This window comes from Roseiarcus sp. (genome assembly GCF_049514155.1).
GTDB lineage: Bacteria > Pseudomonadota > Alphaproteobacteria > Rhizobiales > Beijerinckiaceae > Roseiarcus.
The window spans coordinates 61,282-85,112 of record NZ_JBEKVH010000004.1 but is presented as its reverse complement, the minus strand read 5'-3'; the positions used below and the strand labels follow the sequence as shown (position 1 = coordinate 85,112).

25 protein-coding genes and 2 pseudogenes are annotated in these 23,831 nt (G+C 69.4%); 7 read left to right on the top strand and 20 right to left on the bottom strand.

Going from position 1 to position 23,831, the window contains the following annotated elements; genetic code table 11:
- From ABSF49_RS01305 to ABSF49_RS01250, 12 genes and pseudogenes are all read right to left on the bottom strand, one after another.
- Positions 1-820: FAD-dependent oxidoreductase (locus ABSF49_RS01305; protein WP_424110823.1), on the bottom strand; the 820-nt coding region annotated here is incomplete at its 3' end.
- 168 nt (positions 821-988) lie between these two features.
- Positions 989-1,939, bottom strand: a pseudogene (locus ABSF49_RS01300) (F0F1 ATP synthase subunit alpha); the annotation flags it as partial.
- Between the two features lie 87 nt (positions 1,940-2,026).
- Positions 2,027-2,623, bottom strand: a complete 597-nt coding sequence (locus tag ABSF49_RS01295; protein ID WP_424110819.1) for a F0F1 ATP synthase subunit B family protein — start codon at positions 2,621-2,623, stop codon at positions 2,027-2,029.
- Positions 2,624-2,627: 4 nt separating this feature from the next.
- Positions 2,628-2,873 carry a F0F1 ATP synthase subunit C gene (locus tag ABSF49_RS01290; protein WP_424110822.1) on the bottom strand — a complete coding sequence of 82 codons (246 nt, stop codon included), beginning with the start codon at positions 2,871-2,873 and terminating at the stop codon, positions 2,628-2,630.
- Positions 2,874-2,967: 94 nt separating this feature from the next.
- Positions 2,968-3,564, bottom strand: a pseudogene (locus ABSF49_RS01285) (F0F1 ATP synthase subunit A); the annotation flags it as partial.
- The gene (locus ABSF49_RS01280) at positions 3,561-3,836 is read right to left on the bottom strand and encodes a hypothetical protein (protein WP_424110818.1); all 276 of its coding nucleotides are present in this window, start codon (positions 3,834-3,836) and stop codon (positions 3,561-3,563) included. The gene ABSF49_RS01280 and the pseudogene ABSF49_RS01285, both read right to left, overlap by 4 nt.
- On the bottom strand, positions 3,833-4,126 hold the full coding sequence (locus ABSF49_RS01275; RefSeq protein ID WP_424110817.1) for an AtpZ/AtpI family protein: 294 nt from the start codon (positions 4,124-4,126) through the stop codon (positions 3,833-3,835). Before ABSF49_RS01275 ends, ABSF49_RS01280 begins: the two co-directional genes overlap by 4 nt.
- A complete protein-coding gene (locus ABSF49_RS01270) occupies positions 4,126-4,545 on the bottom strand; it encodes a F0F1 ATP synthase subunit epsilon (protein WP_424110816.1) in 420 nt (139 codons plus the stop codon). Before ABSF49_RS01270 ends, ABSF49_RS01275 begins: the two co-directional genes overlap by 1 nt.
- Positions 4,542-5,963: a F0F1 ATP synthase subunit beta gene (gene atpD, locus ABSF49_RS01265; RefSeq protein WP_424110815.1), complete on the bottom strand. Its 1,422-nt coding sequence runs from the start codon at positions 5,961-5,963 to the stop codon at positions 4,542-4,544. Before atpD ends, ABSF49_RS01270 begins: the two co-directional genes overlap by 4 nt.
- 135 nt (positions 5,964-6,098) lie before the next feature.
- The gene (locus ABSF49_RS01260) at positions 6,099-6,545 is read right to left on the bottom strand and encodes an RrF2 family transcriptional regulator (protein WP_424110821.1); all 447 of its coding nucleotides are present in this window, start codon (positions 6,543-6,545) and stop codon (positions 6,099-6,101) included.
- 111 nt (positions 6,546-6,656) lie between these two features.
- On the bottom strand, positions 6,657-8,357 hold the full coding sequence (locus ABSF49_RS01255) for a hypothetical protein (RefSeq protein ID WP_424110814.1): 1,701 nt from the start codon (positions 8,355-8,357) through the stop codon (positions 6,657-6,659).
- 5 nt (positions 8,358-8,362) lie between these two features.
- Positions 8,363-9,346, bottom strand: coding sequence for a glycosyltransferase family 2 protein (locus ABSF49_RS01250; RefSeq protein ID WP_424110813.1), 984 nt, complete (start codon positions 9,344-9,346; stop codon positions 8,363-8,365).
- 322 nt (positions 9,347-9,668) lie between these two features.
- Between ABSF49_RS01250 and ABSF49_RS01245 the strand changes: the two genes are divergently transcribed.
- Both ABSF49_RS01245 and ypfJ read left to right on the top strand, forming a co-directional pair.
- Positions 9,669-10,154 (top strand): hypothetical protein, encoded by a 486-nt coding sequence (locus tag ABSF49_RS01245; RefSeq protein ID WP_424110812.1) that lies wholly within the window; start codon positions 9,669-9,671, stop codon positions 10,152-10,154.
- Between the two features lie 45 nt (positions 10,155-10,199).
- Positions 10,200-11,072 carry a KPN_02809 family neutral zinc metallopeptidase gene (gene ypfJ / locus ABSF49_RS01240; RefSeq protein WP_424110811.1) on the top strand — a complete coding sequence of 291 codons (873 nt, stop codon included), beginning with the start codon at positions 10,200-10,202 and terminating at the stop codon, positions 11,070-11,072.
- A gap of 188 nt (positions 11,073-11,260) precedes the next feature.
- Here the strand turns inward: ypfJ and ABSF49_RS01235 are convergent, their stop codons facing one another.
- The 6 genes from ABSF49_RS01235 to ABSF49_RS01210 are packed head-to-tail and all read right to left on the bottom strand — an operon-like array spanning position 11,261 to position 15,844.
- The gene (locus ABSF49_RS01235) at positions 11,261-12,103 is read right to left on the bottom strand and encodes a class III extradiol dioxygenase family protein (protein WP_424110810.1); all 843 of its coding nucleotides are present in this window, start codon (positions 12,101-12,103) and stop codon (positions 11,261-11,263) included.
- Positions 12,104-12,107: 4 nt separating this feature from the next.
- Positions 12,108-12,464 (bottom strand): protocatechuate 4,5-dioxygenase subunit alpha, encoded by a 357-nt coding sequence (locus ABSF49_RS01230; RefSeq protein ID WP_424110809.1) that lies wholly within the window; start codon positions 12,462-12,464, stop codon positions 12,108-12,110.
- Between the two features lie 26 nt (positions 12,465-12,490).
- The gene (locus tag ABSF49_RS01225; RefSeq protein ID WP_424110820.1) at positions 12,491-13,351 is read right to left on the bottom strand and encodes an amidohydrolase family protein; all 861 of its coding nucleotides are present in this window, start codon (positions 13,349-13,351) and stop codon (positions 12,491-12,493) included.
- A 26-nt stretch (positions 13,352-13,377) separates the two neighbouring features.
- Complete coding sequence (locus tag ABSF49_RS01220) at positions 13,378-14,448, bottom strand: 4-oxalomesaconate tautomerase (RefSeq protein WP_424110808.1); 1,071 nt, start codon at positions 14,446-14,448, stop codon at positions 13,378-13,380.
- Positions 14,441-15,112: a 4-carboxy-4-hydroxy-2-oxoadipate aldolase/oxaloacetate decarboxylase gene (locus ABSF49_RS01215; protein WP_424110807.1), complete on the bottom strand. Its 672-nt coding sequence runs from the start codon at positions 15,110-15,112 to the stop codon at positions 14,441-14,443. Before ABSF49_RS01215 ends, ABSF49_RS01220 begins: the two co-directional genes overlap by 8 nt.
- Positions 15,113-15,844, bottom strand: a complete 732-nt coding sequence (locus ABSF49_RS01210; RefSeq protein ID WP_424110806.1) for a PIG-L deacetylase family protein — start codon at positions 15,842-15,844, stop codon at positions 15,113-15,115.
- 139 nt (positions 15,845-15,983) lie between these two features.
- Here ABSF49_RS01210 and ABSF49_RS01205 point away from each other — a divergent pair, with 139 nt between their 5' ends.
- Genes ABSF49_RS01205 through ABSF49_RS01195 form a run of 3 tightly spaced genes read left to right on the top strand, consistent with a single transcriptional unit; the run spans position 15,984 to position 19,171 of the window.
- Positions 15,984-17,276 carry a LysR family transcriptional regulator gene (locus tag ABSF49_RS01205; RefSeq protein ID WP_424110805.1) on the top strand — a complete coding sequence of 431 codons (1,293 nt, stop codon included), beginning with the start codon at positions 15,984-15,986 and terminating at the stop codon, positions 17,274-17,276.
- A gap of 24 nt (positions 17,277-17,300) precedes the next feature.
- Entirely contained in the window at positions 17,301-18,230 is a 930-nt protein-coding gene (locus ABSF49_RS01200; protein WP_424110804.1) for an NAD(P)-dependent oxidoreductase, read from the top strand.
- A complete protein-coding gene (locus ABSF49_RS01195; protein ID WP_424110803.1) occupies positions 18,227-19,171 on the top strand; it encodes a Gfo/Idh/MocA family oxidoreductase in 945 nt (314 codons plus the stop codon). Before ABSF49_RS01200 ends, ABSF49_RS01195 begins: the two co-directional genes overlap by 4 nt.
- A 177-nt stretch (positions 19,172-19,348) precedes the next feature.
- Here ABSF49_RS01195 and ABSF49_RS01190 read toward each other — a convergent pair whose 3' ends face one another.
- The gene (locus ABSF49_RS01190; protein WP_424110802.1) at positions 19,349-20,995 is read right to left on the bottom strand and encodes an MFS transporter; all 1,647 of its coding nucleotides are present in this window, start codon (positions 20,993-20,995) and stop codon (positions 19,349-19,351) included.
- Between the two features lie 90 nt (positions 20,996-21,085).
- Here ABSF49_RS01190 and ABSF49_RS01185 point away from each other — a divergent pair, with 90 nt between their 5' ends.
- Positions 21,086-21,544, top strand: a complete 459-nt coding sequence (locus ABSF49_RS01185) for a MarR family winged helix-turn-helix transcriptional regulator (protein WP_424110801.1) — start codon at positions 21,086-21,088, stop codon at positions 21,542-21,544.
- Here the strand turns inward: ABSF49_RS01185 and ABSF49_RS01180 are convergent.
- Positions 21,541-22,449, bottom strand: a complete 909-nt coding sequence (locus ABSF49_RS01180; protein ID WP_424110800.1) for a helix-turn-helix domain-containing protein — start codon at positions 22,447-22,449, stop codon at positions 21,541-21,543. The two genes, ABSF49_RS01185 and ABSF49_RS01180, sit on opposite strands and share 4 nt — an antisense overlap.
- Before the next feature lie 215 nt (positions 22,450-22,664).
- Between ABSF49_RS01180 and ABSF49_RS01175 the strand changes: the two genes are divergently transcribed.
- Positions 22,665-23,828, top strand: coding sequence for a cytochrome P450 (locus ABSF49_RS01175; RefSeq protein ID WP_424110799.1), 1,164 nt, complete (start codon positions 22,665-22,667; stop codon positions 23,826-23,828).
- Positions 23,829-23,831: the final 3 nt, after the last annotated feature.

Here is a 23,831-nt window from a genome sequence, read left to right as displayed (position 1 = left end):
GATCCTTCGCCTGACGCAGCTCGGCGATATACTCGACCGCGTCGATGACGTTGGCGAGCTGGGTTTCGCCCGGCAATCCGAGCTTGTTGGTCGAACCGAGGCCGACGCCGAGGAACACCGCGTCATAGTCGCGGCGCAATTGCTCGAGCGTCACGTCGCGGCCGAGCGCGACGCCGTGCTTCACCGTGACGCCGCCGGTCGACAGGATGAAGGCGACCTCGCGCGCGGCGAAGTCGTCGGGCGTCTTGTAGGCGGCGACGCCGTATTCGTTGAGGCCGCCCGACTTCTCGCGCTTCTCGAAGATCGTCGCCTCGTGGCCGGCGACGGCGAGCGCGTGGGCGCAAGCCAGCCCGGCGGGGCCGGCGCCGACGATCGCGACGCGTTTGCCGCTCGGCGCGGCGCGGCTGAACGGCGTCTTGCCGGTCGCCATCTGCGCGTCGACGGCGTGGCGCTGCAACAGGCCGATTCGCACCGGCTTGCCCTCGGCCGCCTCGCGCACGCAGGCTTCCTCGCACAAGGTCTCGGTCGGGCAGACGCGCGCGCACATGCCGCCCATGATATTGGCGTTGAGAATCGTCTCGGCGGCGCCGAGCGGGTTGCCGCCGGCGACCTGGCGAATGAAGAGCGGAATGTCGATCGAGGTCGGACAGGCGCGCTGACAGGGCGCGTCGTAGCAGAAATAGCAGCGGTCGGATTCGACCTTCGCCTCATGGGCGTCGAGCGGCGGGTGGAGGTCGGAGAAATTGTCGCTGAGCGCGGCGCGGTCGAGGCGGCCCGGCTTGACGTCGGCGATCCCCCGCGGTTCGGAAACGATTCCCATTCCGGCCCTCCACGCGCGAGGTCCGCGCGCTGCGTTGCGACAGTTCTTGACCAATTGGTCAAAATGCTCGCCCGGCTCACAAATTATGTCAAGTGCGCGAACGCGAAGCGAGCCGCCAGGCGGCACATCAGCGCAGGGGCGGCGAACGGTAATCAGGGAGCGTCGGCCGTCCGCCGGCGCCCGCAGCGCCGGCGCTCGGGTCTTGCCGCCGACACGGCTGACCGAGAGGCCGACGTCGACCGCCGGCTTGCGGCCCTCGTTGAACAGCCGCGCGTCGAGCACGATCTGACCGTCGGCGATCGAGATCAGGTTGGTGGGGATATAGGCGGTCAGGTTGCCGGCGTCAGTTTCGGCGATCGGCAGCGCGGTCAGCGAACCGCCGCCGCGCGCGGCCGACAGTTTCGCCGCCCGTTCGAGCATCCGCGCGTGCAGATAGAAGACGTCGCCGGGATAGGCCTCGCGGCCTGGCGACTGGCGCGTCAGCAGCGCGATTTCGCGGTGCGTGGCGGCATGCTTACTCAGGTCGTCGACGACGATCAGCGCGTGGCGGCCGCGGTCGCGGAAATATTCGGCCATCGTGAAACCGGCGAAGGGCGCGATCCATTGCAGGCCGGGCGGGCTCGCCGCCTCGGCGACGACGAAGATGCAGCGCGACGGATCGCCGTGCGCCAGGATCGCGTCGATCGCCCGGCGCACGCTCGACGTATTCTGGGCGATGATCGCGTCGACGGCGAGCGTCGTCTTGCCGATCGCCCGATCGCCGATGATCAGCTCGCGTTGGCCGCGCCCCAGCGCGAACAGCGCGTCGACGACCGGGACGCGCACCACGTCGCCGGTTCCACGGACGGCGTCGCCCGCTTCGACCGCCTCGCCTTCGTCGAGCAGGACGCAACCAACGCGGTCGCGCTCGAGCGTTTGGGCGAAGCCGAACTGTCCGCCGTCGAACCGCACCAGTTCGTTGAGGCCGACGTCGGGCAGGCCGGAAACCAACGCGACGCCGTCCTCGACCTCTTCGACCCGCCCGATCGACTCGACCTTCGCGCCGAGCTCGGCGCGATCGAGCCGCGCGCGCGCGCCGTCGAGCCAGTCCTCCGCCAGACGTTCGAAATCATCCGACATCGGCGATCTCCCTCTTCAAGCGGTCGAGGTCGGCGCGCCAATTGTTGCCGACGAGGAGATGCGCGCCACGCAGCTCGAGGCCGGCGATCAGATTCGGATCGACCGCGAAGCCGACTTCGCCGGCGCGGCCGAGCGCTTCGGCGGCGCGGCGCTGACGATTTGCAAATCTGCGCGGGACGCGGCGTCGCCGCGCTCCTCGTCCGGCAGGGCGCGAATCGCCGCAACCAGCCCGTCGAGAAAGGCCGCGCGCACCGCGCTCGCGTCGAGCCGGCCGGCGAGCCGCCCGGCGATCTCGAGCGCGAGCCGCGCCGCCCGCTCGGCGAAAGCGCGCTCGGCGCCCTCGCGCTCGGCCGCCATCGCCGTGCGCGCCGCCGCCTCGATTTCGCCCGCCCGGCGATCCGCTTCGGCGCGGCGCGTCGCGCTCTCCGCTTCGGCGGCCGTCCGCGCCGCGGCGAGGATCGCCTCGCGCTCGGCGGCGAAACCGGCGCGCGCCTTGACCGCTTCGGCCGCCGCCGCCACGGCCTCGGCGCGCTTGGCCTCGGCCTCGGCGAGGATGCGGCCCGCCGCTTCGCGCCGCTGTTCGATCATGGCGGCGAGCGGCCGCCAGAAGAACCGCGCGAGAATCCAGATCAGGATCGCGACGTTGACGGCCTGGAAGCCGAGCGTCCACCAGTCGATGGTCATGCGGTCATTTCAGCAGCGGATTGGCGAACAGCAGCAGCAGCGCGATCACCAGGCAGTAGATCGCCATCGTCTCGATCATCGCCAGGCCGACGAACAGCGTGCGCGAGATGGTGTTGGCCGCCTCGGGCTGGCGGGCGATCGCGTCCATCGCCGCGGCGACGGCGCGGCCTTCGCCGAGCGCTGGGCCGATCGCCCCGAAGGCGACGGCGAGCGCGGCCGATGCGATGCTGACGGCGGCGATCCAATTCATGGCGGCGTCCTTTCTTCTGATGGCGATTCGGGAGCGGCTTCGGCGACGCGCCGGCGACGAACACCGTCGCCAGCACGGCGAAGATGTAGGCCTGAACGGCGCCGGTGAGCAGGTCGAGCGCCATCAACGGGATCGGCGCGACCAGGCCGGCGAGCGACAGGATGAGGCCGATGACGAACACGCCGCTCATGACGTTGCCGAACAGGCGGATCAGCAGCGAGAAGGTGCGCGTCAGGCTCTCGACGAAATTGAGCGGGATCATCAGCGGGCTCGGCGTGGCGAAGGTGGCGAGATAGCCCTCGAGGCCGCCGGCGCGCACGCCGAACCAGATCACCGCGACGAAGACGATCAGCGCCAGCGCCGCGTCGGTTTCGAGCCGCGCCGTCGGCGGCGTCACGCCGGGAACGAGCGACGACCAGTTGGCGACGAAGATGAAGACGAACAGCGTGCCGATGAAGGCGCGATAGGGCGCCGGATCGACGCGCATCGTGTCGCGGATCTGCGAGTCGACCGCTTCGACCACCAGCTCGCACGCCGCCTGGATCGACGCCGGCAGGAGCTTCAGCCGGCGGCGCAGCGCCAGACTGCCCACCGTCAGCGCCGCCATGATGCCCCGGGTGACGACGACCGGCTCGCTGATCGGGATCGGACCGACGTGGAACAGGACCGGGCTGACGAGCGGCGAGATCACGTAACGCCTCCGATGCGCCTGACCAGCGCGGCGCGGGTCAGCAGCGGGCCGAGCGCGAGCGCGAGCATCGGGCGGGCGCCGACGAGGCTCGCCGCGGTCAGCGCGCCGGTGAGCAGCGCCAGGCGCAGCGCGGTCAGCGCCGCGGCCGCGCGCGCGCCGCCGGCGACGAGACGCCGCACGGCGCAAGCAAGCGCCAGCAGGTGGAGACAGGCGACCGCCGCGCCGGCGGCGGCGAAGCCTGCGAGTTCGAGGACCTCGGCGCCGGCGTTCATTGGGCGTTGATCCATTTCCACGCCGACCACGCGCCGACCGCGAGGCCGACGATCAGCAGCGGCGCGGTCCAGAAGATGCCGGAGGCGAACGTGCGATCGAGCCAGCGGCCGACGAAGACGCCGATCAGCATCGGCGTGACGATGACCCAGCCGAGCACGCCGATTTCGGCGAGGCGGCGCGCGGTCGACGGCTCGCCTTCGCGCTTCCAGCGTCGTCGGCGCTCGTCCTTGCGGCGCGCGCTGGCGACCAGCGGGTCGCGTTCGCCGGGATTGGGGCCGGGCGCGCTCATCACCACCCCGTCGGGCCGTCGCGCCCCTCGGGGCGCAGGCGGCGCATGATCTGGCGGATCGCGGTCAGGTGCAGCCGGGCGCTGTCGGCACGGGCGCGGCGCTCCTCGTCGGTCTCGGAGCGGAAGCGCTCGATCACGGTCTGATCGAGCGTCGCCAGATCATCGCCAGGGACCGCCTTGCGCGTCGCGACCGCGATCTCCCGCCCACCGCTGACGGTCAGCACGCCGCCGCGCACCGCGCAATGGCGCTCGGCGCCGTCGCCGCCGATCCAGCTTACGACCGACACCGTCAGGCGGGTGAGGAAGTCGGCGTGGCGCGGCAGGATGCCGAAACCGCCGCTCGCGTCCTCGGCGCGCAGCGAGGTCACCCCCTGCTCGTCGACGACGATCTCGAGCGGCGTGACGATGCGCAGTCTCATGCGGCGCGCTCCGCCGGCGCGGCCGCGCGCTCCTTGGCGCGCGCCTCGTCGATGTCGCCGACCATGTAGAGCGAACTTTCCGCCCAGTCGTCGGCCTCGCCGTCGAGGATCGCCTGGCAACCGGCGATGGTCGCCGCGCGCGTCACGCTGCGCCCCGCGGCGCCGGTGAACGCCTCGGTGACGGCGAACGGCTGGGTGAGAAAGCGCTGCAGCCGCCGCGCGCGCTTGACGACGAGGCGATCGGCGGCGCCGAGCTCCTCGACGCCGAGCAAGGCGATGATGTCCTGCAGCTCCTTGAAGCGCGCCAGCGTTTCGCGCGCGCGCTCCGCAATGCGGTAATGCGCGTCGCCGACGACCTGCGGATCGAGCAGCGCCGAGGACGAGGCGAGCGGATCGACGGCGGGATAGAAGCCCTGCGGCGCGAGGCCGCGCGACAGCATGATGACGCTGTCCATGTGGCTCGAGATCGCAGTGACCGCCGGGTCGGTGAAATCGTCGGCCGGCACATAGACGGCCTGGATCGCCGTCACCGCCGCCCCGGCGACCGAGACGATGCGCTCCTCCAGCGCCGCGACTTCGGTGGCGAGCGTCGGCTGGTAGCCGACGCGCGAGGGCAGGCGGCCGAGCAGGTTGGAGACTTCGGCCCCGGCCCGGACGAAGCGGAAGATGTTGTCGATCAGCAGCAGGACGTTCTGCCGCTTGTCGTCGCGGAAATACTCCGCGATCGTCAGCCCCGTCATCGGCGTGCGCCAGCGCGCGCCGGGCGGCTCGTTCATCTGGCCGAACACCAGCGCCGCGCGCGCGAGCACGCCGGAGCGACGCACGTCGGCGAGCAGTTCGTGGCCCTCGCGCGACCGTTCGCCGACCCCGGCGAAAATCGAGATGCCGCGGTACTTCTCGATCATCGCCCGCGCCAACTCCATCGCCAGCACCGTCTTGCCGACGCCGGCGCCGCCGAACATCGCCGCCTTGCCGCCTTGCGCGAGCGACGCGAGCAGATCGACGATCTTGATCCCGGTCTCGAAGATCGCCGTCGCCGAGGTCTCATCCTTAAGCGCCGGCGGGCGAGCGTGGATCGGTCGGCGTTCGACGTCGGCGGGCAGCGGCGGGCCAAGGTCGCGCGGGGTTCCGGTCACGTCGAGCAGGCGTCCGAGCACCGCCTCGCCGACCGGCGTCATCAGCGGCCCGTCGGTCGTGCGAACCGGCGTCCCGCGGTTCAGTCCCGCCGTCGCCTGCAGCGCGATCGCCCGAACGGTGTTGGGATCGAGGTGGCCGTGCACCTCGAGCGTCAGCGACTCGCGGCCCGGCGGTTCGACGACCACGCCGGCGTCGATCGGCGGCAGACGACCGTCGAAGGCGACGTCGACGACGGCGCCGCGGACCGAGACGACCTTGCCGATCGAGGCGACGGCCTGCATGGTGGCTCCAGCGGCGCGATCGCGTAAGCGGGACGGCGATAAGCGGCGCTCCGCAACGGCGAATTCGCGCTTCAGGCGCAAGCGTGGGACCGGCGCCGCGCCTTGTCCACGCGTGGATCGTCGCTAAGCCGACGCTCAGATTTCGTAAGTCAGTTCGCCGTGCGTCTCGGTCAGGTCGCGCATCGCCGACAGCGAACGGTGGTCGAGGACGTCGGCGATCGCGGCGCGCACTTCGAGCATCATCAGCCTGACGTGGCAGGCCTTCTCGCTCGAGCAGTCGTCGCAGCGGCGGTAGAAGTTGCGGCTGGCGCAGGCGATCGGCGCCAGCGGACCGTCGAGCGCGCGGACGATGTCGCCGACCATGATATCCGACGGGCTCTTGGCCAAGGCGTAGCCGCCGCCGCGGCCCTTCTTGGAATGGACCAGACGCGCGGTGCGCAATTCGCCGAGGATCGCGTCGAGGAACTTCTTGGGAATGGCGTTGGCGGCGGCGATGTCGGCGACCAGGGACGGTTCGCCGGGCGGCTTGCCGGCGAGGTGGATCATCGCCTTCAATCCATATTTGCCCTTGTTGGTCAGCATCGACACTGGCTATGCCCTCCAGTCGGCGCAGCGCCAGGGCGCGCGCCGTCTATCCCGACTCGTTCGACAAGATTTATACGATTTACGCCCAGCGTCTATGTGGCTATGGCGTTACGGCTTGCCAACCTCCCGGTCGGGGAGCGTGGGGCGCAGCCCCAAGAGGTCGGCGCGGACCCACAGTTCGGCGGGAAAGCCGGTATCGGTCTCGGAAGCGTAGAGGCGATAGTCGGCCCGCGCCGCCGCGATCTCGGGGTCGCTCCACGCCCATTGGTGGAATCGGGTGTCGAGCCGTCCGACCAGCAGCGCGTCGGGGCGGTTGCGCTCGAGGTCGGCGACCAGCCGGTCGCGATCGGCGTCGATATAGACGCGCATGCGTTCGGCGAGCGCCGGATCGCCAGGGTTTTCGTCGATGCGTCGGCGGGCCGCGGCGGTAATCCACAGGCTGGGAACGCTCTGCGCCCAGACGCCGCCGATCCGGCGCACCATCGGATGGCCGAAGGCGAGGCTCTCGGAGAGCGACGCCACCGTCGGATGCGGCCCGAGCGAGGCGAGCGCGCGGGCGATCGCCGGCGTCTCGATCCCGTCCATGGCGAACAGGCCGCAGGCGGCGCCGAGCGCGGCGGCGACGCCCATTTCGGCGATCGGCGCGGCGCCCTTGCGCCCTTCGAGGCCCCAGGCGAGCGCCGCGCCAATCCCGGCGGCGAGAAAGGCGAGCGGCAGCGGCCAGCGGCCGAGCGCGACGAGACCCAGGCCCGCGGCGAGAAAAACAAGCGCGCCGAGCGCCACGCGCAACCTTGGCTGGGGCGCGCGCGCGAGCGCCGCGCCGGCGGCGAGCGAGAAGAAGGCGAGCGCGGGATAGGCCTGGTAGAGCCAACCCTTGCCTTGGACGAGATAGGCGGCGAGCGCGCCGAGGCCGGCGAGCGCGGGAATGGCGACCAGCGGCTCAGCGGAATCGTTGCGCGCGAGCCTCAAGGCGCAGACGACGAAGACGAAGGCGAGGAGCGGCCCCGGCGCGGCGAGCAGAGAGGCGATCGGCTCGCGGATCGGCGCATAGAGGTCGAGGCCGATCGGCAGGATGTTGGCGACGTAGTCAGGAAACGCATGCGGGACAGCCGCGACATAGGCGAGGCCGAACGCCGCCGCGACGTAATATTCGACCGCTTTCAGCAGCGGGACAATTCCGGCGCGGCGAACGAGATAGGGCAGCAGGATGAGCGCGACCAGCGCGTAAGGCGGCTTGATGACCCCCATCAGGCCGGCGCCGAGGCCGGCGAGAAGCGCGAGCCGCAGGTCGACGGGTGCGCGCGCCGCCCGCGCCGCCGCGACGGCGAGAAACGGCAGGCCGTAGACCGCCGCCAGGTGATCGCGCTCGTCGAACGACTGGCCGGGCAGCACGGCGAAGGCGACGAGCGCGACCGACGCGCCGAGCGCGCCGAGGCGGTCGATCAGGCCGGCGCGCGCGAGGATCGCCGCAGCGAGGCCGAGGCCGGCGGCGATCGACAGGAAACCGAAGGCGGCGACGGTGAACTCGGGCGCGACGCCGAGGACGCGCGCCAGCGCCACCGCCGGTCCATAGAGCATCAGCGACGCGGGCGGGTTGATCTCGATGATGTCGCGATAGGGGGTCGCGCCGTCGAGCCATTTCTCGTCGACGGTGATCAGCCACGAAACGTCGCCGAGCAGGCCGAAGCGCCATTGCAGCAGCATCGCAGCGACGGCGATGACGACGATCGGCGCCAGCGTCGCCGACAGGCCGCTGGCTGGCGCGCGCCAGCGGGCCTGGGGAAGCGCGGCGGGGGGAGCGGCCGACATCGCCTTCAGGCGCGCCGCGCCGCCGCTTCGCCGCGGCCGGCGCTCTCAGCCGCCGGCGCCGCGAAGCCCGCCTCGCGCTCGACGACATAGAGCGGGCGGCGCTTCACCTCGGAATAGATGCGGCCGACGTAGACGCCGAGCACGCCGGTCATCAGCATGTTGGCGCCGCCGAGGAAGGTCACCAGCACCGCGATCGAGCTCCAGCCGCGGGCGAAATCGGCGTTCATCGTCCACATGGCGATGACCCACAGGCCATAGAGGATCGCCAGCGACGAAATCGCCAGGCCCGCCCATAAAGCGAGGCGCAGCGGCGCGTCGGAGAACGAGACGACGCCGCTGGCGGCGAGCCGCAGCATTTTGGCGAGCGAGTATTTGGTCTCGCCGGCGGCGCGCGGCGGCCGATGGAACTTCACCACCGCCTGGCGGAAGCCGATCCAGGCGAACATGCCGCGCACGAAGCGGTCGCGCTCGGGCATGGCGAGAAAGGCGTCGAGCGCCTGGCGGTCGACGAGGCGGAAGTCGCCGACGTTGCGCGGAATGTCGACCTCGCTCAAGCCGCCGAGCAGGCGGTAGAACAGATCGGCGGTCATGCGCTTGAAGCGGCTCTCGCCCTCGCGCGTCAGCCGCTCGGCGTAGACGACCTGGACGCCCTCTTTCCATTTGGCGACCATGTCGAGCACGACCTCGGGCGGATCTTGCAGGTCGGCGTCCATGACGATCACCGCCCGGCCGGCGGCGCGCGCCATGCCGGTGGTGATCGCCACCTGGTGGCCGAAGTTGCGCGACAGGCGGATGAAGCGGTAGCGCGAATCGCCGCGCGCCTTCGCTTCGAGCACGATCGGCGAAGCGTCGGCGGAGCCGTCGTCGACCAGGATCGCCTCGGCCGGCGCGTCGAGCGCGTCCATCAACGCGTCGAGGCGGCGCAGCAGCAGCGGCAGGACCGCCTCTTCGTTGTAGATCGGAACGACCAGCGAATAGACGGGCGACATGGCGGCGCGGGCCTCGCTTCGACGATGCGGGCGCAAGCGTAAACCGCCAACGCTTAAGAAAGCGGTAACCAGAGCGGCGCGGGAGGGGGCCGATTCGCCGCCGATCGGTCCGGCGCCGGCACTCGAAAGCATGCGGGTCGTTCGCCTTCCAGCCAACCTTGCGGACCGGCGATGATTCACGCACATTCGCGCGGTCGAACGGCGGCGAACGTCCGTCGCCGCATCATCGAAAAGGGGCGCCTGCATGATGGGCTGGTCGGAGCGCTTGACTTTAGCCGCGGCGTTCGCCTGCTTCGCCGTCGCGCCGGCGTCGGCCGCCGATGTGCGCCAAGCGCTGGTCGGCAAGACCATCGTCGTCAGCTGGTCGGAGTCGGACCGGGAAATGGATATTTCCTCTGGCGATGAGACTCCCTACACGGTGCAAACCGAAGCGCGGTTCCTCTTCGGCGCGGACGGCCAAATCGCCACGCGCTACGACCGCACGATCAATGACCGGCGCCCGTTCTCGGCGGCGCAGACATTCGACGCCAACGGATCGCTGCTGACCGGCCCTGCGTCCGGCGTCTACAAGATCGTCAAGATCGAATTTCAAGACCGCGGGTTCGCCGCGTCGCTCGTCTGGGGCAACCATGGCGCCCAACAGATCAGAGTTGCGGTCGGGCCCGGCGCAAGCGCGTGCACAGGGGAATTTCTCCAAGGAACCGACCGGACGGGCGGCACCGACTATATCAGCCCCGTCGACGGCAAGAAGAAACGATCAATATCGAGGCAGGTGAGCGGCGTCAGCTGCCAGATCGCCAACGGCTAGAGGGCGTTCGGCGAGGGCGGGCGAAAACGGCCGGGAGCGCGCGTCATGGAATGGGAAAACACCCCCCTATCCGACAACGTCGAGGATCGGCGCGGCGGCGGCGGCGGCGGCTTGGGCGGGTTCGGCGGCACGGGCGGCCTCGGCCTGGGAACGATCCTGATCCTGACTATCATCGGCTACTTCACCGGCATCGATCCGCGCATGCTGATCGGCGGCGCGGAAGTCGTCTCCGACATGCGCGCGCAAGCGCCGCAGAGCCAGGCGGCCGCGCCCGGCGCCGACGACAAGCTGAAGCTGTTCGTTCGCCATGTCCTCGGCGAGACCGAGGCGGTGTGGGCGGACGCCCTGCCGGCGCAGACCGGCGTCAGCTACCAGCCGGCGACGCTGGTGCTCTATGACGGCGCGACCCAGTCCGGCTGCGGCGGCGCCCAGGCGGCGATGGGGCCGTTTTACTGTCCGCTCGACAAGAAGGTCTATCTCGACCTGTCGTTCTTCCGCGACATGGAGACGAAATACGGCGGCGGCGGCGATTTCGCCGACGCCTACGTGATCGCCCACGAGATCGGCCACCACGTCCAGGACCTGCTCGGAATCCTCGCCAAGACCGACGCGGCCAAGGAGAACGCGAGCCAGACGACGCGAAACGCGATCTCGGTCAGGGTCGAACTGATGGCCGACTGCCTCGCCGGCGTCTGGGCCGCCAACGCCAATCAGAAATGGAAGCTCCTCGACCCCGGCGACGTCGAGAAGGCCGTGGCGACGGCAGGGGCGATCGGCGACGACCGGCTGCAGACGGCGGCGCGCGGCTATGCCGTGCCCGACAGTTTCACCCACGGCTCGTCGGCGATGCGGGTCAAATGGTTGACGGTCGGCCTGCAGAGCGGAAAGGTCGACGCCTGCGACACGTTCAAGCAGTAAGGCGCCGGCGCCCTTCTCCCGCTCGCGGGAGAAGGTGTCGACCCGCAGGGGCGACGGATGAGGGGAGCGCCGCCAGAACCGCCTTCTCCCGCCTCGACAGTCTCGCGCTACGCGGACAACCCGCGCCGCACGCGCCCTCATCCGGCGCTTCGCGCCACCTTCTCCCGCTTGCGGGAGAAGGGTCTCGCCTAGGCCGCGTTCTCCAACAGCAGCGTGCCGGCCGCCGTGTTGGAAATCGGGATGTGGTAGTTCTGGTGCAGGCGCTTGACCTTGCCGTTCAGGCAGCCGCGCATCGCCAGCCAGAGAATGAACTCCAGCCCCTGCGCGCCCGCTTCGTGGATCAGGTCGGCCGTCGAGATCTTTGCCAGCTCTTCGGGATCGTCGACGATCTTCTCCATGCACATGAGGTCGAACTTCTTGTTGATGAAGCCCGCCCGCTTGCCGTCGAGCTGATGCGACATGCCGCCGGTGCCGAGGATCACGACTTTCTCGGCGCCGGGGAACGAGGCGATGGCGCGGCCGATCGCCTGGCCGAAACGATAGCAGCGCATCGGCGTCGGCACCGGATGCTGCACGGTGTTGACGCAGATCGGGATGGTCTTGATCGGGTTCTTGGTCTGGTCGCCCCAGAACAATTGCACCGGCACCGAGAAGCCGTGGTCGACCGCCATCTCCTGGCATGAGCAGACGTCGAAACCGTCGGCGACGACGCCGTCGATGATCCGCCAGGAGAGTTCCGGATAGCCGCGGAACTTGCCGAGCGCCGGGATGCCCCAGCCTTCGTCCTGGTTCTCGTATTCGAACGCCGCGCCGATGGCGAAGGTCGGCATCTTGTCGAGGAAGAAGTTGAGGCCGTGGTCGTTGTAGAAGACCACCGCTACGTCAGGCTTCTGCTCGGCGAGCCATTTGTGGACCGGCGGATAGCCTTCGAAGAACGGCTTCCAATACGGATCCTCGAACTGCTTCTTGGCGTAGGCGGCGCCGACGGCGGGAATATGCGAAGAGGTCAGGCCTCCGATGATGCGAGCCATGGCGTCATTCTCCCTGCTTCTTGAGCATGTCCTTGAAGGCCTCGACCGTCATGCCGGTCTGTTGCGCGCCGAGATCCTGCACGCCGAGGCCGAAGATGCCGGCGAGCTTGGCGAGATAATAGATGTTGCCGCCGGCGTCGATGAGCTGCGCGACGTTGCGCGCCCGCACCGCGGCCTTCTGCTTCTCGGTCAGGCCGAACCGGGTCATGTAGGCTTCCGGGTCGCGGCGGAAATCCTCGCGCGCGTCGGCCCGGTTGAACGAGTAGCACATCTTGTTGAGCGGGTAGCCCTTCATCGCTTCGCGGCCGTCGAAGATGACGGTGTCGGGAAGTTCATGCAGTTCGTGTGCGTGCGTCGCCATCGTACGTCCTCCCGCCGAATTGGCGTTCATCGCGACCAGTAGAGTCGCATCGGGTTGTCGACCAGCAGCGCCTGCCGCTCGTCGGGCGTCGGGGCGATGCGCGGGATCATGTTCGTCAGATCGCCGTCATCGGGCATGTGGGTCGTCATGTTGGGGTGGGGCCAGTCGGTTCCCCACAGCACGCGGTCGGGAAAGGACTCGACCAGAGCGCGGGCGAACGGGACGAAATCGTCATAGGCGGGAGGGCCGGAGATCGACAGCCGCTCCGGGCAGGTGACCTTGCTCCATATCCTCGGATTGGCGGCCATCAGATCGACGAAGCGGCGGAAGTCGGGATGATCGACGCCCTTGGCGAAGTCGGGTCGGCCCATATGGTCGACGACGATCTTCGTCGGCAGCGAATTGAGGAAGGGGATGAGGTCGGCGAGCTCGTGCGCCTCGAAATAGACGACGATGTGCCAGCCGAGCTTGGCGATGCGTTCGGCGATCGAGACATAGGTCTCGCGCGGCGTCGCGTCGACCAGCCGTTTGACGAAATTGAAGCGCACGCCGCGCACGCCGGCTTCGTCGAGCGCCTTCAGTTCCGCATCGCTGACAGTCGCCCTGACCGTGGCGATTCCGCGCGCGAGGCCGTTTGCGGCCTTCAGCGCGTCGACGAGCGCGCGATTGTCGGCGCCGTGGCAGGTCGCCTGGACGATGACGTTGCGCGAGAAGCCAAGAAAATCGCGTAAGGCGAACAGCTTCTCCTTCGGCGCGTCGCAGGGCGTGTACTTGCGCTCCGGCGCGTAAGGGAAGACGCCGGCCGGACCGAAGACGTGGCAATGCGCGTCGACCGCGCCCAGCGGCGGGACAAAGCTCGGCCGCGTCGGGTTCGGCTTGAACGGCATATAGTCAGCGTCCACGAACATTCTCCTCAGCGGCCGAAGACGATTCCGTCGAACAGCTTGCGCGCGGTGCGCAATAGCGCCGCCGACGTGACCGCGCCGCCGTCGTCGAGATCGACGACGACCGTCATCTCGCCGGTCGGGTGCTCGACCGCGAGCGTCTTGCGTCGGCCCTCGGGCGCGACGGCGAGCGCCTTGGCGGGCGAGCCGGCGAGCAGGCAGGCGGTGGCGACCGAGACCGCGCCGAGCACGCCGATCGAGGCGTGACAGCGGTGGGGGATGAAGGTGCGGGTCATGATCGCGCCGCCCGCCTTCGGCGCAGCGACGAACGACATCTTCGGCACCGACTTGTCGGCGACGTCGCCGAGGTTCATCAACGGCCCCGCCTTCAGCCGGATCGATTCGAGCTTCGCCTTCAGCGCCGCGTTCGCTTCGAGTTCTTCGCGCGTTTCGTAGCCGCTGACGCCGAGATCGGAAGCGCGCATGACGACGACCGGCATGCCGTTGTCGATCAGCGTCGCCTCGACGCCGTCGATCACGTCGACGGCGCGACCGGTCGGCAGCAGCGCGCCGCAGCTCGAACCGGCGGTGTCGCGGAACTCGATCGGGATCGGCGCCGCGGTTCCCGGAACGCCGTCGATGCGCGCTTCACCGGCATAGGTCGGCTTGCCGCCCGGCGTTCTGACCCGCGCGACGGCGACCTGGCCGGTGTTGACCATGTAGATCGTCACGAGCGTCTCGTCGCCGGTCGCCTTCACCAGCCCGCGCTCGATCGCGAACGGGCCGATGCCGGCGAGGATGTTGCCGCAGTTCTGCGCGTCGGTGACGATCGGCTTGTCGACGAACACTTGCAGGAAGAGATAATCGACGTCGACGCCGGGGCGGGTCGAGCGCGAGACGACCGCGACCTTGGAGGTCAGCGGATCGGCGCCGCCCATGCCGTCGATCTGCAGCTTGTCGGGCGAGCCCATCACGTCGAGCAGGAAGGCGTCGCGAGACGCTGCGTCCTGCGGCAGGTCCTCGGCGAGGAAATAGCCGCCCTTCGACGTGCCGCCGCGCATCCACATGCAGCGGGCCGAGATCGGCGTCCGCTCAGACATATTTCAGTCCCCGCTCGGCGAGGCGCTCGCGCATCTTGTAGAGGTCGAGACCGAGTTCGCCGGCCTGCAGGCGCTTGCGCTTGTCCTCTTCGTTGGCGACGCGCGTGCGCGACTTTCTCAGCACGTCGGCGGCGTCGGCGCGCTTGACGACGCAGACGCCGTCGTCGTCGGCGACGATCACGTCGCCCGGCTCGACGTAGGCGCCGGCGCAGACGATCGGCACGTTGACCGAACCGAGCGTCTCCTTGACCGTGCCCTGGGCCGAGACGCATTTCGACCACACCGGGAAGCCCATCTCGGTCAGGTCGCGCACGTCGCGCACGCCGGCGTCGATGACGAGGCCGATTCCGCCGCGCGCCTTGACCGAGCTGGCGAGCAGGTCGCCGAAATAGCCGGCGTCGGAGGGCGAGGTCGGCGCGACGACCATGACGTCGCCCGCCTTCATCTGCTCGACCGCGACATGGATCATCCAGTTGTCGGCCGGCGCGACCGAGACCGTGACGGCCGAGGCGGCGACGCGCGCGCCAGGATAGATCGGCCGCATGTAGGGCGCGAGCAGGCCGATGCGCCCCTGCGCCTCATGCACGGTCGCGACGCCGCATTCGGCGAGTCCGGCGACGACATCCTCGGCGGCGCGAGCGATGGTCTGGACGACAACGTTCATTTAGAGTTCGTCCACGGTGCGGGGGAACATCGACTGGAAGCCTTCGGCGTATTTGGCGTTGCGCCCGCCCGATTGGCCGCCGGAATTGCGCTTGAAATGGTTGGCGCGATTCTCAGCGAGGTTGGTGTAATAGGTCCAGAGGTGCTCCTGGCCGACCATACATTGGATGGCCGCGTATTTCTTGTCCCAGACCTCGGTGATGTCGAGGAAGACGTCGGGCTTCCAGTTCATCTGCTCGGTCTGGTGCGGCTCGAACAGGTAGAACTGCGGCGCGCCGAGCGCCTTCTCCTGCGGGTTGTGGCCCCAGGCCTGGGCGATCATGCGGCACTCGAGCGCGACCTTGGTCGCAAACATATGGTCGGTGTTGTAGGGGTCCCACAGCGAGTGGCTCATCATGAAGGTCGGCTGGACCTTGCGGATGACGTCGACCAGGCGGAACTTGGCGTCCTTGTCCATCTCCAGCGGATAGTCGCCGAGGTCGAAGAACTGGATGTCGTGGACGTCGAGCGCCTTGGCGGCCTGCTCGGCCTCGACGCGGCGCGCCGTCTTGACCTTCTCCAGGGTGGCGCCCGGCTCTTTCCAGATCTTGGCGCTCTCGCCGCGCTCGCCGTAGGACAGGCAGACGACGGTGACCGCGTAGCCCTTGGCCTGGTGGAGGGCGATCGCCCCGCCGGCGCGCCAGACGAAATCGGCGGCATGCGCGCTGATGACCAGCGCGGTCTTGTTGGTCATCGCCAATTGTCCTCCCTGCGGCGGCCGATTTTATCTTGGGCCGCGATCATTCGCCGGCTGGCCCGACCTGGCCAGTTCGAATTCCTCCCCTGCCATAAGTTTTTGTTATAAGAGTGGCCAAACCGCCCGCCGCCGCGCCATGTGGACCGACATCCCCAACCTGCGTCACCTGCGCGCCTTCGTCGCCGCGGTCGAACACGGCGGCGCGACGCGCGCCGCCGAGCGCATTCATCTTTCGCAGCCGGCGGTCACCCAGGCGTTGGCCAAGCTCGAGGCGCGGCTGGGCGCCAAGCTGTTCGTCGTCGGCGCCGACGGCATGCGGCCGACCGAGATCGGACGACTGTTCCACGATCGCGTCGCGCGCGCCCTCGCGCTGATCGAGACCGGCGCGCGCGAGGCGCTCGGCGCCGACGCGCGTCGCCCGGGCGACGGCGTCGCCCGCCTTGCGCGGCTGCTGACCGTCGCGCAATTGCGCGCGCTGGCGGCGATGCAGTTCAACCGCAATTTCAGCCTCGCGGCGCGCGAGTTGAAGCTGTCGCAGCCGTCGATCCACCGCGCCGCGCGCGATCTCGAGCGCGTCATGGGCGCGACGCTGTTCGTCGCTGCGCGCCAGGGCGTCGAGCTGACGCCGGCGGCGGCGATCTTCGCTCGCCACGCCGCGCTCGCCCATTCCGAACTGCTGCAAGGCTTCGCCGAAGTCGGCGAACGGCTCGACGCCGATCCCGGCGAGATCGTCGTCGGCGCGATGCCGTTCGCCCGCACCAAGCTGCTGCCCGACGCGCTCAACGCGCTTTCGCGCGAACGCCCCCGCGCGCGGGTGCGGGTGATCTCCGCGCCCTACGACGGGCTGCTCGGCCGGCTGCGCTACGGCGTGATCGATTTCCTGGTCGGCGCGCTGCGCGACCCGCCGCCGATCGACGACGTCGTCCAGGCGCCGCTGTTCGACGATCCGCTGTCGATCGTCGCGCGGCGTGGCCATCCGTTGACCTTGCTGCCGTCGGCGACCCACGCGGACCTGATCGCCTATCCCTGGGCGGCGCCGGCCGAGGAGACGCCGGCGCGCGCGGTGTTCGACCGACTCTTCCCGCCTGAGGACGTCGCGCGCATGCCGGGCGGCCTCGTCGAGACCAGCTCGCTGGTGCTGCTGCGCGGCCTACTCGCCGGCAGCGACCGGCTCGCCCTGCTCTCGGCGCGCCAGGCCCACATCGAGCTCGACCAGGGCCTGTTGGCGCTCGCGTCATTCAAAGTGCCGATCGGAACGCGGCGCATCGGCCTCACTTATCGCCGCGGCTGGCGGCCGACGCCGACCCAGGCGCTGCTGCTCGAGCTGCTGCGCAGCTCTCGCGAGGCCGAGGCCGCGGAGGGCGCTATAGGGAAAACGAATGGCCGGCGACGCCGTTCGACCTCGCCGCCCGAGGCGCCACGCCGCTAGAAATCAGCGCCAAAGGGGGAACGCATGGAGACTGGGCCCGCCGGCGCCGACCGCATCGCCTTTCTCGGCTTCGGCGAAGCGGCGCAGGCGTTCCTCAAAGGCTGGCGGACGCGACCGGCGTTCGCCGCGCGCGTCGTCGCCTACGACGTCAAGACCGACTCGCCCGACGCGCGCGTGCGCGACGCCAAACGCGCCGATTACGCCGCGGCCTGCGTCGAGGGCGGGACAAGCGCGCCGGCCGCGCTTGCCGGCGCGACGCTGGTCTTCTCCGTCGTCACCGCCGACCAGGCCGAAGCGGCGGCGCTCGCCGCCCTGCCCGGCCTCGCTCGCGACGCTTTTTTCTTCGACTGCAATTCCTGCGCGCCGCAGACCAAGGCGCGCTCGGCAAGCCAAGTCGAAGCGGCCGGCGGACGCTATGTCGACGTCGCCGTCATGTCGCCGGTCCACCCGCGCCTGCACCGCGCGCCGCTGCTCATCAGCGGTCCCCACGCCGCGGCGGCGGCGGCGGCGCTGCGTGCGCTCGACATGGCGCCCAGGGTTCACGAAGGGCCGGTCGGCTCGTCGTCGGCGGTCAAGATGATCCGTTCGGTGATGATCAAGGGGCTCGAAGCGCTGGCGTGTGAGTGTGCGCTCGCCGGGCGCGCGGCGGGCGTCGACGCCGTCGTGCTCGCTTCGCTCGACGAGAGCTTCCCCGGCTTCGACTGGAAGAAACGCGTCGCCTATATGATGGAGCGGGTGATGACGCACGGCGTGCGCCGCGCCGCCGAAATGCGCGAGGCGGCGCTGACCGTCGACGAACTCGGCCTCGACGGCGCGATGTCGCGCGGCGCGGTCGCTTGGCAGCAGCGCATCGGCGCGCTCAGGCTTCGCGCCGCCGACGGCGATTCCTCGGACTATCGCGATCTCGCCGACCGGATTCTGGCGGCGCTCGATTCCCACGGAGAGACGAAATGAAGATTTGCGTCGCTGGCGCCGCGGGCGCATTTGGCGTCAAGCATCTCGACGCGCTCGCCGCGATCGACGGCGTCGAGGTCGTCAGCGTGGTCGGCGGCAAGGCCGCCGACATCGAGGCGCTCGCCGCCAAGCGCGCCATCCCGCACGCCGACAAGAGCCTCGACCAAGCGCTGGCGCGCCCCGAGATCGAGGCGGTCATTCTGTCGACGCCGACCCAGATGCACGCCGTTCAGGCGATCGCCTGCCTGAAGGCGAGCAAGCATGTGCTGGTCGAAATTCCGATGGCCGACAATCTCGCCGACAGCGAGGAATTGGTGCGCATGCAGGCGAAGACCGGCCTCGTCGCGATGGCCGGGCACGTGCGGCGCTTCAATCCCAGCCATCAGTGGATTCACAACAGAATTGCCGCCGGCGAGCTGAAGATCCTGCAGATGGATGTGCAGACCTATTTCTTCCGCCGCACCAACCTCAACGCGCTCGGCCAGCCGCGAAGCTGGACCGACCATCTGCTGTGGCATCACGCCTGCCACACCGTCGATCTCTTCCAGCACCAGTGCGGCGAAGTCGCCTCCGAGGCGTTCGGCCTGCAGGGCCCCAAGCACCCGACGCTCGGCATCGCTATGGACATGTCGATCGGCCTGAAAGTCCCGTCGGGCGCGATCTGCACGCTGTCGCTGTCGTTCAACAACAAGGGGCCGCTCGGCACGTTCTTCCGCTACATTTGCGACAACGGCACCTATATCGCGCGCTACGACGACCTCTACGACGGCGAGGACAAGAAGATCGACCTTGCCGGCGTCGCCGTGTCGTCGAACGGCATCGAGCTGATCGACCGCGAGTTCGTCGCCGCGATCCGCGACCAGCGCGAGCCCAACGCCTCGGTCGCCCAGTGCCTGCCGGCGATGCGCACGCTCGACCGGATCGAGAGGGCGATGCGGTAAGCCATTCCGCATTTGCTCCAAACGATTGTCATGGCCGGGCTTGACCCGGCCATCCAGACTGTCGCTCGAAGAATCAGCGGCGGCGCATCCACGGCGACCCTTTCGCTGAGGTCGCCGCATGGATGGCCGGCTCAAGCCCGGCCATGACGCGTGGCGGCGGAGCCTCGCCGCGCGCGTCTACAGAGTGGCGTTTTCGGCCGGTTCCTGGCGCGCGACGACGACCTCCAGCCCGCCATGCGGCACACGCTGCGCGGCGCGGGCGAAACTGCCGTGCACCCGGTCGCCGGCGTCGCCGTGCGGCGCGCCGACGACAAGCGTACGCGCCCCGAGGGCGAGCGCGCGCTCGACAACCGCCTTGGCGGCGAGACCCTCGGGCGCCTCGATCCGCATCGAAGCGGCGGGCAAGCCAGCCTCCTCGACTGCACGCAGCGAACGCGTGACGATCGCCGCCGACTGCTCGGCGGTTTCGTCATCGGCGGCGTCTTCGCCGGCGACCTCGAGAACCTGGACGTGGGCGACGGCGACGCGACCTTGCGCGGCCGCGGCAATTGCGATCGCGCGCTCGATAACCGCCTCGTCACTGGCGCTGCCGTCGACCGCGGCGACGACCAACGGCTGCGCTGCGGTCATGGCCGGCGCCGACGCCTCGGCGACCACGCGGCCTTCGATGCGGAGCGCGCTGCGTCGCGCGAGCAGAATGAGCGGGGCGACAAGCGCCGCCGCAGCGGCGACGACGAAGGCCGACAGCGGGCCGAAATGCTCCGCAAGCGTCGGCGCGACGAACGGCGCGACCACGCCGGCGAACCAGCGCAGAAAATTGTAGCCGGCGGACGCGACCGGTCGCGGCGCGTCGGACACTTCCATCGCCATTTCGGTGAAGATCGTGTTGCAAACGCCCATGACGGCGCCGCTCGCCATTACGCAGCCGGCGATCGTCAGTTTCGCGCCGACGCCCATGACGATGAGCAGGATCGCCAGGACGACAAGGCTCGCGCCGGCGACCGGCAGCGCCCCGAAGCGCGCCTGAAGCCGCGGCGTGACGATGACCGAGAACGCCGCCAGCAGCACGCCCCAACCGAAGAAAATCAGGCCGACCGCGTGCGCCGACATCTGCAGCACAAACGGGACGAAGGCGAGCACGGTGAAGAACGCGTAGTAGTAGAAGAACGCCGCCGCCGACACGGCGAACAATCCGGGATGGCCGAGCGCGCGCAGCGGCGCGATCAGCGAGGTCTTGACGGCAGGTTTCGGCTGCGGCGGCAGGAACATCGCCACCGCGAGGAGACCGATCGCCATCAGGGTCGCGGTGCCGAAAAACGGATAGCGCCACGAATGGACGCCGAGCGCCGCGCCGACCAGCGGGCCGGCCGACAGGCCGAGGCCCATCGCCGCCTCATAGACGAGGACCGCCGAACTCACGCCGTGGCGCGACGAGGCGACCAGCACCGCCAGCGCGGTGACGACGAAGAACGCGTTGCCGAGACCCCAGCCGCCACGAAACAGCACCAGCTCGAAAACCGAGTTCGACGTGCCGGCGAGCGCCGAAAAGACGACGATCAGCGCGGCGCCGAGGATGAGCGTGCGGCGTCCGCCGAGCCGGCTCGAGACGAAGCCGGTCACCAGCATCATCAGCGAGGTCACCAGGAAATAGCTGGTAAAGAGCAGCGAGACCTGGGTCGGCGTCGCCTGAAGGCCGGCGGCGATCGAGGTCAGGATCGGATCGACGAGGCCGATCGACATGAAGCCGACGACGCAGGCGAAACCGGTCGCCCAAACCGCCCGCGGCTGGTCGAAAAAACTCACTGTCTCGGCATGCTGCGCCACACCGTTTCCCCGTCGCCAAGTGTTGGAAGTAGGTGTATGATACACATATAATCGTCTTGCGCAAGCCGCCCACAGCGGATGGAGGCCGGGATGGAAACCAAGACTGCGGCGAAGGACCTGGAGTTCGCGCTCGCTCTGCTGGCGCGCTCGATGGAGGCGATCTACCGCCAGCGCCGCTATCCGCTGGAGCGATCGCACCACCTCCTGCTGAGGACATTGAGCGAAGGCCCGCGCCGCAGCCGTGATCTCGCCGACGTCCTCCTGCTCGATCACTCGACGATCGCCCGGCAAGTGAGCGCGCTGGAGAAGCTCGGCCTGGCGCGACGCAAGCCCGACCCGGACGACGGCAGAAGCGATCTCGTCGCGACGACGGCGAAGGGCGAGGCCTTGTGCGCGGCGACGAGCGCGATGCGCGTGAAGCGCATCGAGACGCTGTTGGAAAGCTGGAGCGGCGAGCAGCGTCGCGCGCTCGTCGAGTCGCTGAAACATCTCAACGGCGATCTCTCGCAATCGCTGAGGGAATTGCGCGCGTCCGACGGCGTCGCTTAGACCCTTGCCGCGCCGTCGCCCTCGACCGCCCGCCGTCTCGCCTCGCGCCGGAATTCGGCCGGGGTGACGCCGGCGCGGCGGCGGAAGAAACGCCAGAAATAGGCCGCGTCGGCAAAGCCGAGTTCGTAGGCGATCTTCGTCGCCGGCGCGGCGATATAGGCGAGACGACGGCGCGCCTCGAGCATCAGCCGGTCCTGGGTCGCCGCGTGGGCCGACTTGCCGGCGACGGCGCGCGAGGCCCGGTCGAGCCGGCTCTCGGAGACGCCGAGCGCCGAAGCGTACCAGCCGACCGGCCGATGCTCCGCGTAGGCGGCCTCGAGCAGGGCGCGAAATCGGCCGTAGAGCTCGGCCTCGCGGCCGCGCGTCTGCCCTCGCGAGCCCGACGCCAACAGCCGCGCGGTCAGCGCCACGGCGGCCGCGGTCAACCCCTCGACCGCGGTCGTCCAGCCCGCGCCGCGCTCGCGAAACTCGACGGCGATTTCCCCGATCAGGCGCGCCAGCCGCGCCGCGGCCGGATCGGCCGAATCAAGCGCCAAAGCGGCGGGTCGCGCGAACGTCGTCTCCACCAAGGCGCGACGCTCCGGCGCGCCGTGGACGAACCGGCTCTCGGCGAAGGTCAGCACATGGCCGACGGCGCCCGGGGTGAAGCGGAAGGCGTGCACGGTCGCCGGCGGCACGACCAGCGCGCACGGGCCTTCGCTCGAACCTGCGTCTTCGTCGAGCCGGTAGGCGACTTCGCCGGCCGAAAGCATGAGGATCTGGCACAGGCCGTGATGGACGTGGCGGCCGATTTCCCAAGCGTAGCGCTGCGAGCGCGCGGCGATCTCCTCGATATGGACGAAGTCGTCGTCGTGCGAGGCCGGCGTCTCGCCATAAAGGGAAAATGCAGGCGCAGCGCGCGTCATATCGTCGCCTGCCGCGTCGCGCCCCTTTTTTTTGATAGATTTTTCCATGGCGACCGAGACCGTCATGCGCCGCGTGAGTTGCCGGAAAAGTACAGAATTTGACCGCCTTCGTCCAATGACCCGCCGCGTTCCGCGCGGCAAGCTGAAGCCAACGAGGCGGCCCGCGCGCGCGTCCACAGACGCCGGCGCAGACGGCCGCCATCAGGGAGGTTGCGATGTTCCGTTTCGACCCGTTTTCCCCCGAGACCGACGCCGATCCGTTTCCGGCCTACCGCCGGCTGCGCGAGGAGTTCCCGTGCTTCTGGAGCGAGGAGGCCAACATGTGGGTCCTCTCGCGCTTCGCCGACATCGTCGCCGCGCTCAACGATTGGGGGCGCTTCTCCTCGGCCAAGGGCAACATGATGACCGAATTGCCCAACCGCGCCGGCGCGACGCTCGGCACCACCGACCCGCCGCGCCACGACCGCCTGCGCGCGCTGATCCAATACGCCTTCGTCAAGCGCAACCTCGACTCGCTGACCGGACCGATCCGCGACATCGCGCGCGAAGCGGCTGAGGCCCTGCGCGGGCGCAAGCGGTTCGATTTCATCGACGACTTCAGCTCCAAGTTCACAGTCAGGGTGCTGTTCGCCGCGCTCGGCCTGCCGCTCGGCGACGAGGCGACGGTGCGGAAGAACGCAGTGATGATGGTGCAGTCGGACCCGGTCACCCGCGCCAAGGGGCCGGAACACATCGCCGCCTACGAATGGATGCAGGTCTATGCGGCGAAGGTGATCGCCGAGCGGCGCGCCCATCCGCAGAACGACCTCATCTCGCATTTCTCGCTCGCCGAGATCGAAGGCGACAAGCTCGACGAGCGCGAGGTGCTGCTGACGACGACGACGCTGATCATGGCCGGCACCGAGTCGCTCGGCGGCTTCATGTCGATGTTCGGACTGAACCTCGCCGATTTCGCCGACGCGCGGCGCGCGTTGGTGGCCGATCCGGCGCTGCTGCCCGACGCGATGGAGGAATCGCTGCGCTACAACACCTCGGCGCAGCGCTTCCGCCGCTGTCTGACCCAGGACGTCGAGTTGCACGGCCAGCGCATGCGCGCCGGCGATTTCGTCTGCCTCGCCTATGGCTCGGGCAATCGCGACGACCGCCAATATCCCAACGCCGACGTCTACGACCTCGCGCGCAAGCCGCGCGGCCATCTCGGCTTCGGCGGCTCTGTGCACGCCTGCCTCGGCGCGACCATCGCCCGGCTGTCGCTGACGATCGCGATGGACGAGTTCCACAAGGTCGTCCCCGCGTATCGTCGCGTTGAGGACAACCCGCCGTGGATGCCGTCGTCGACCTTCCGCAGCCCGATGCGGCTGTTGCTCGAAGCGGCGTAGCCG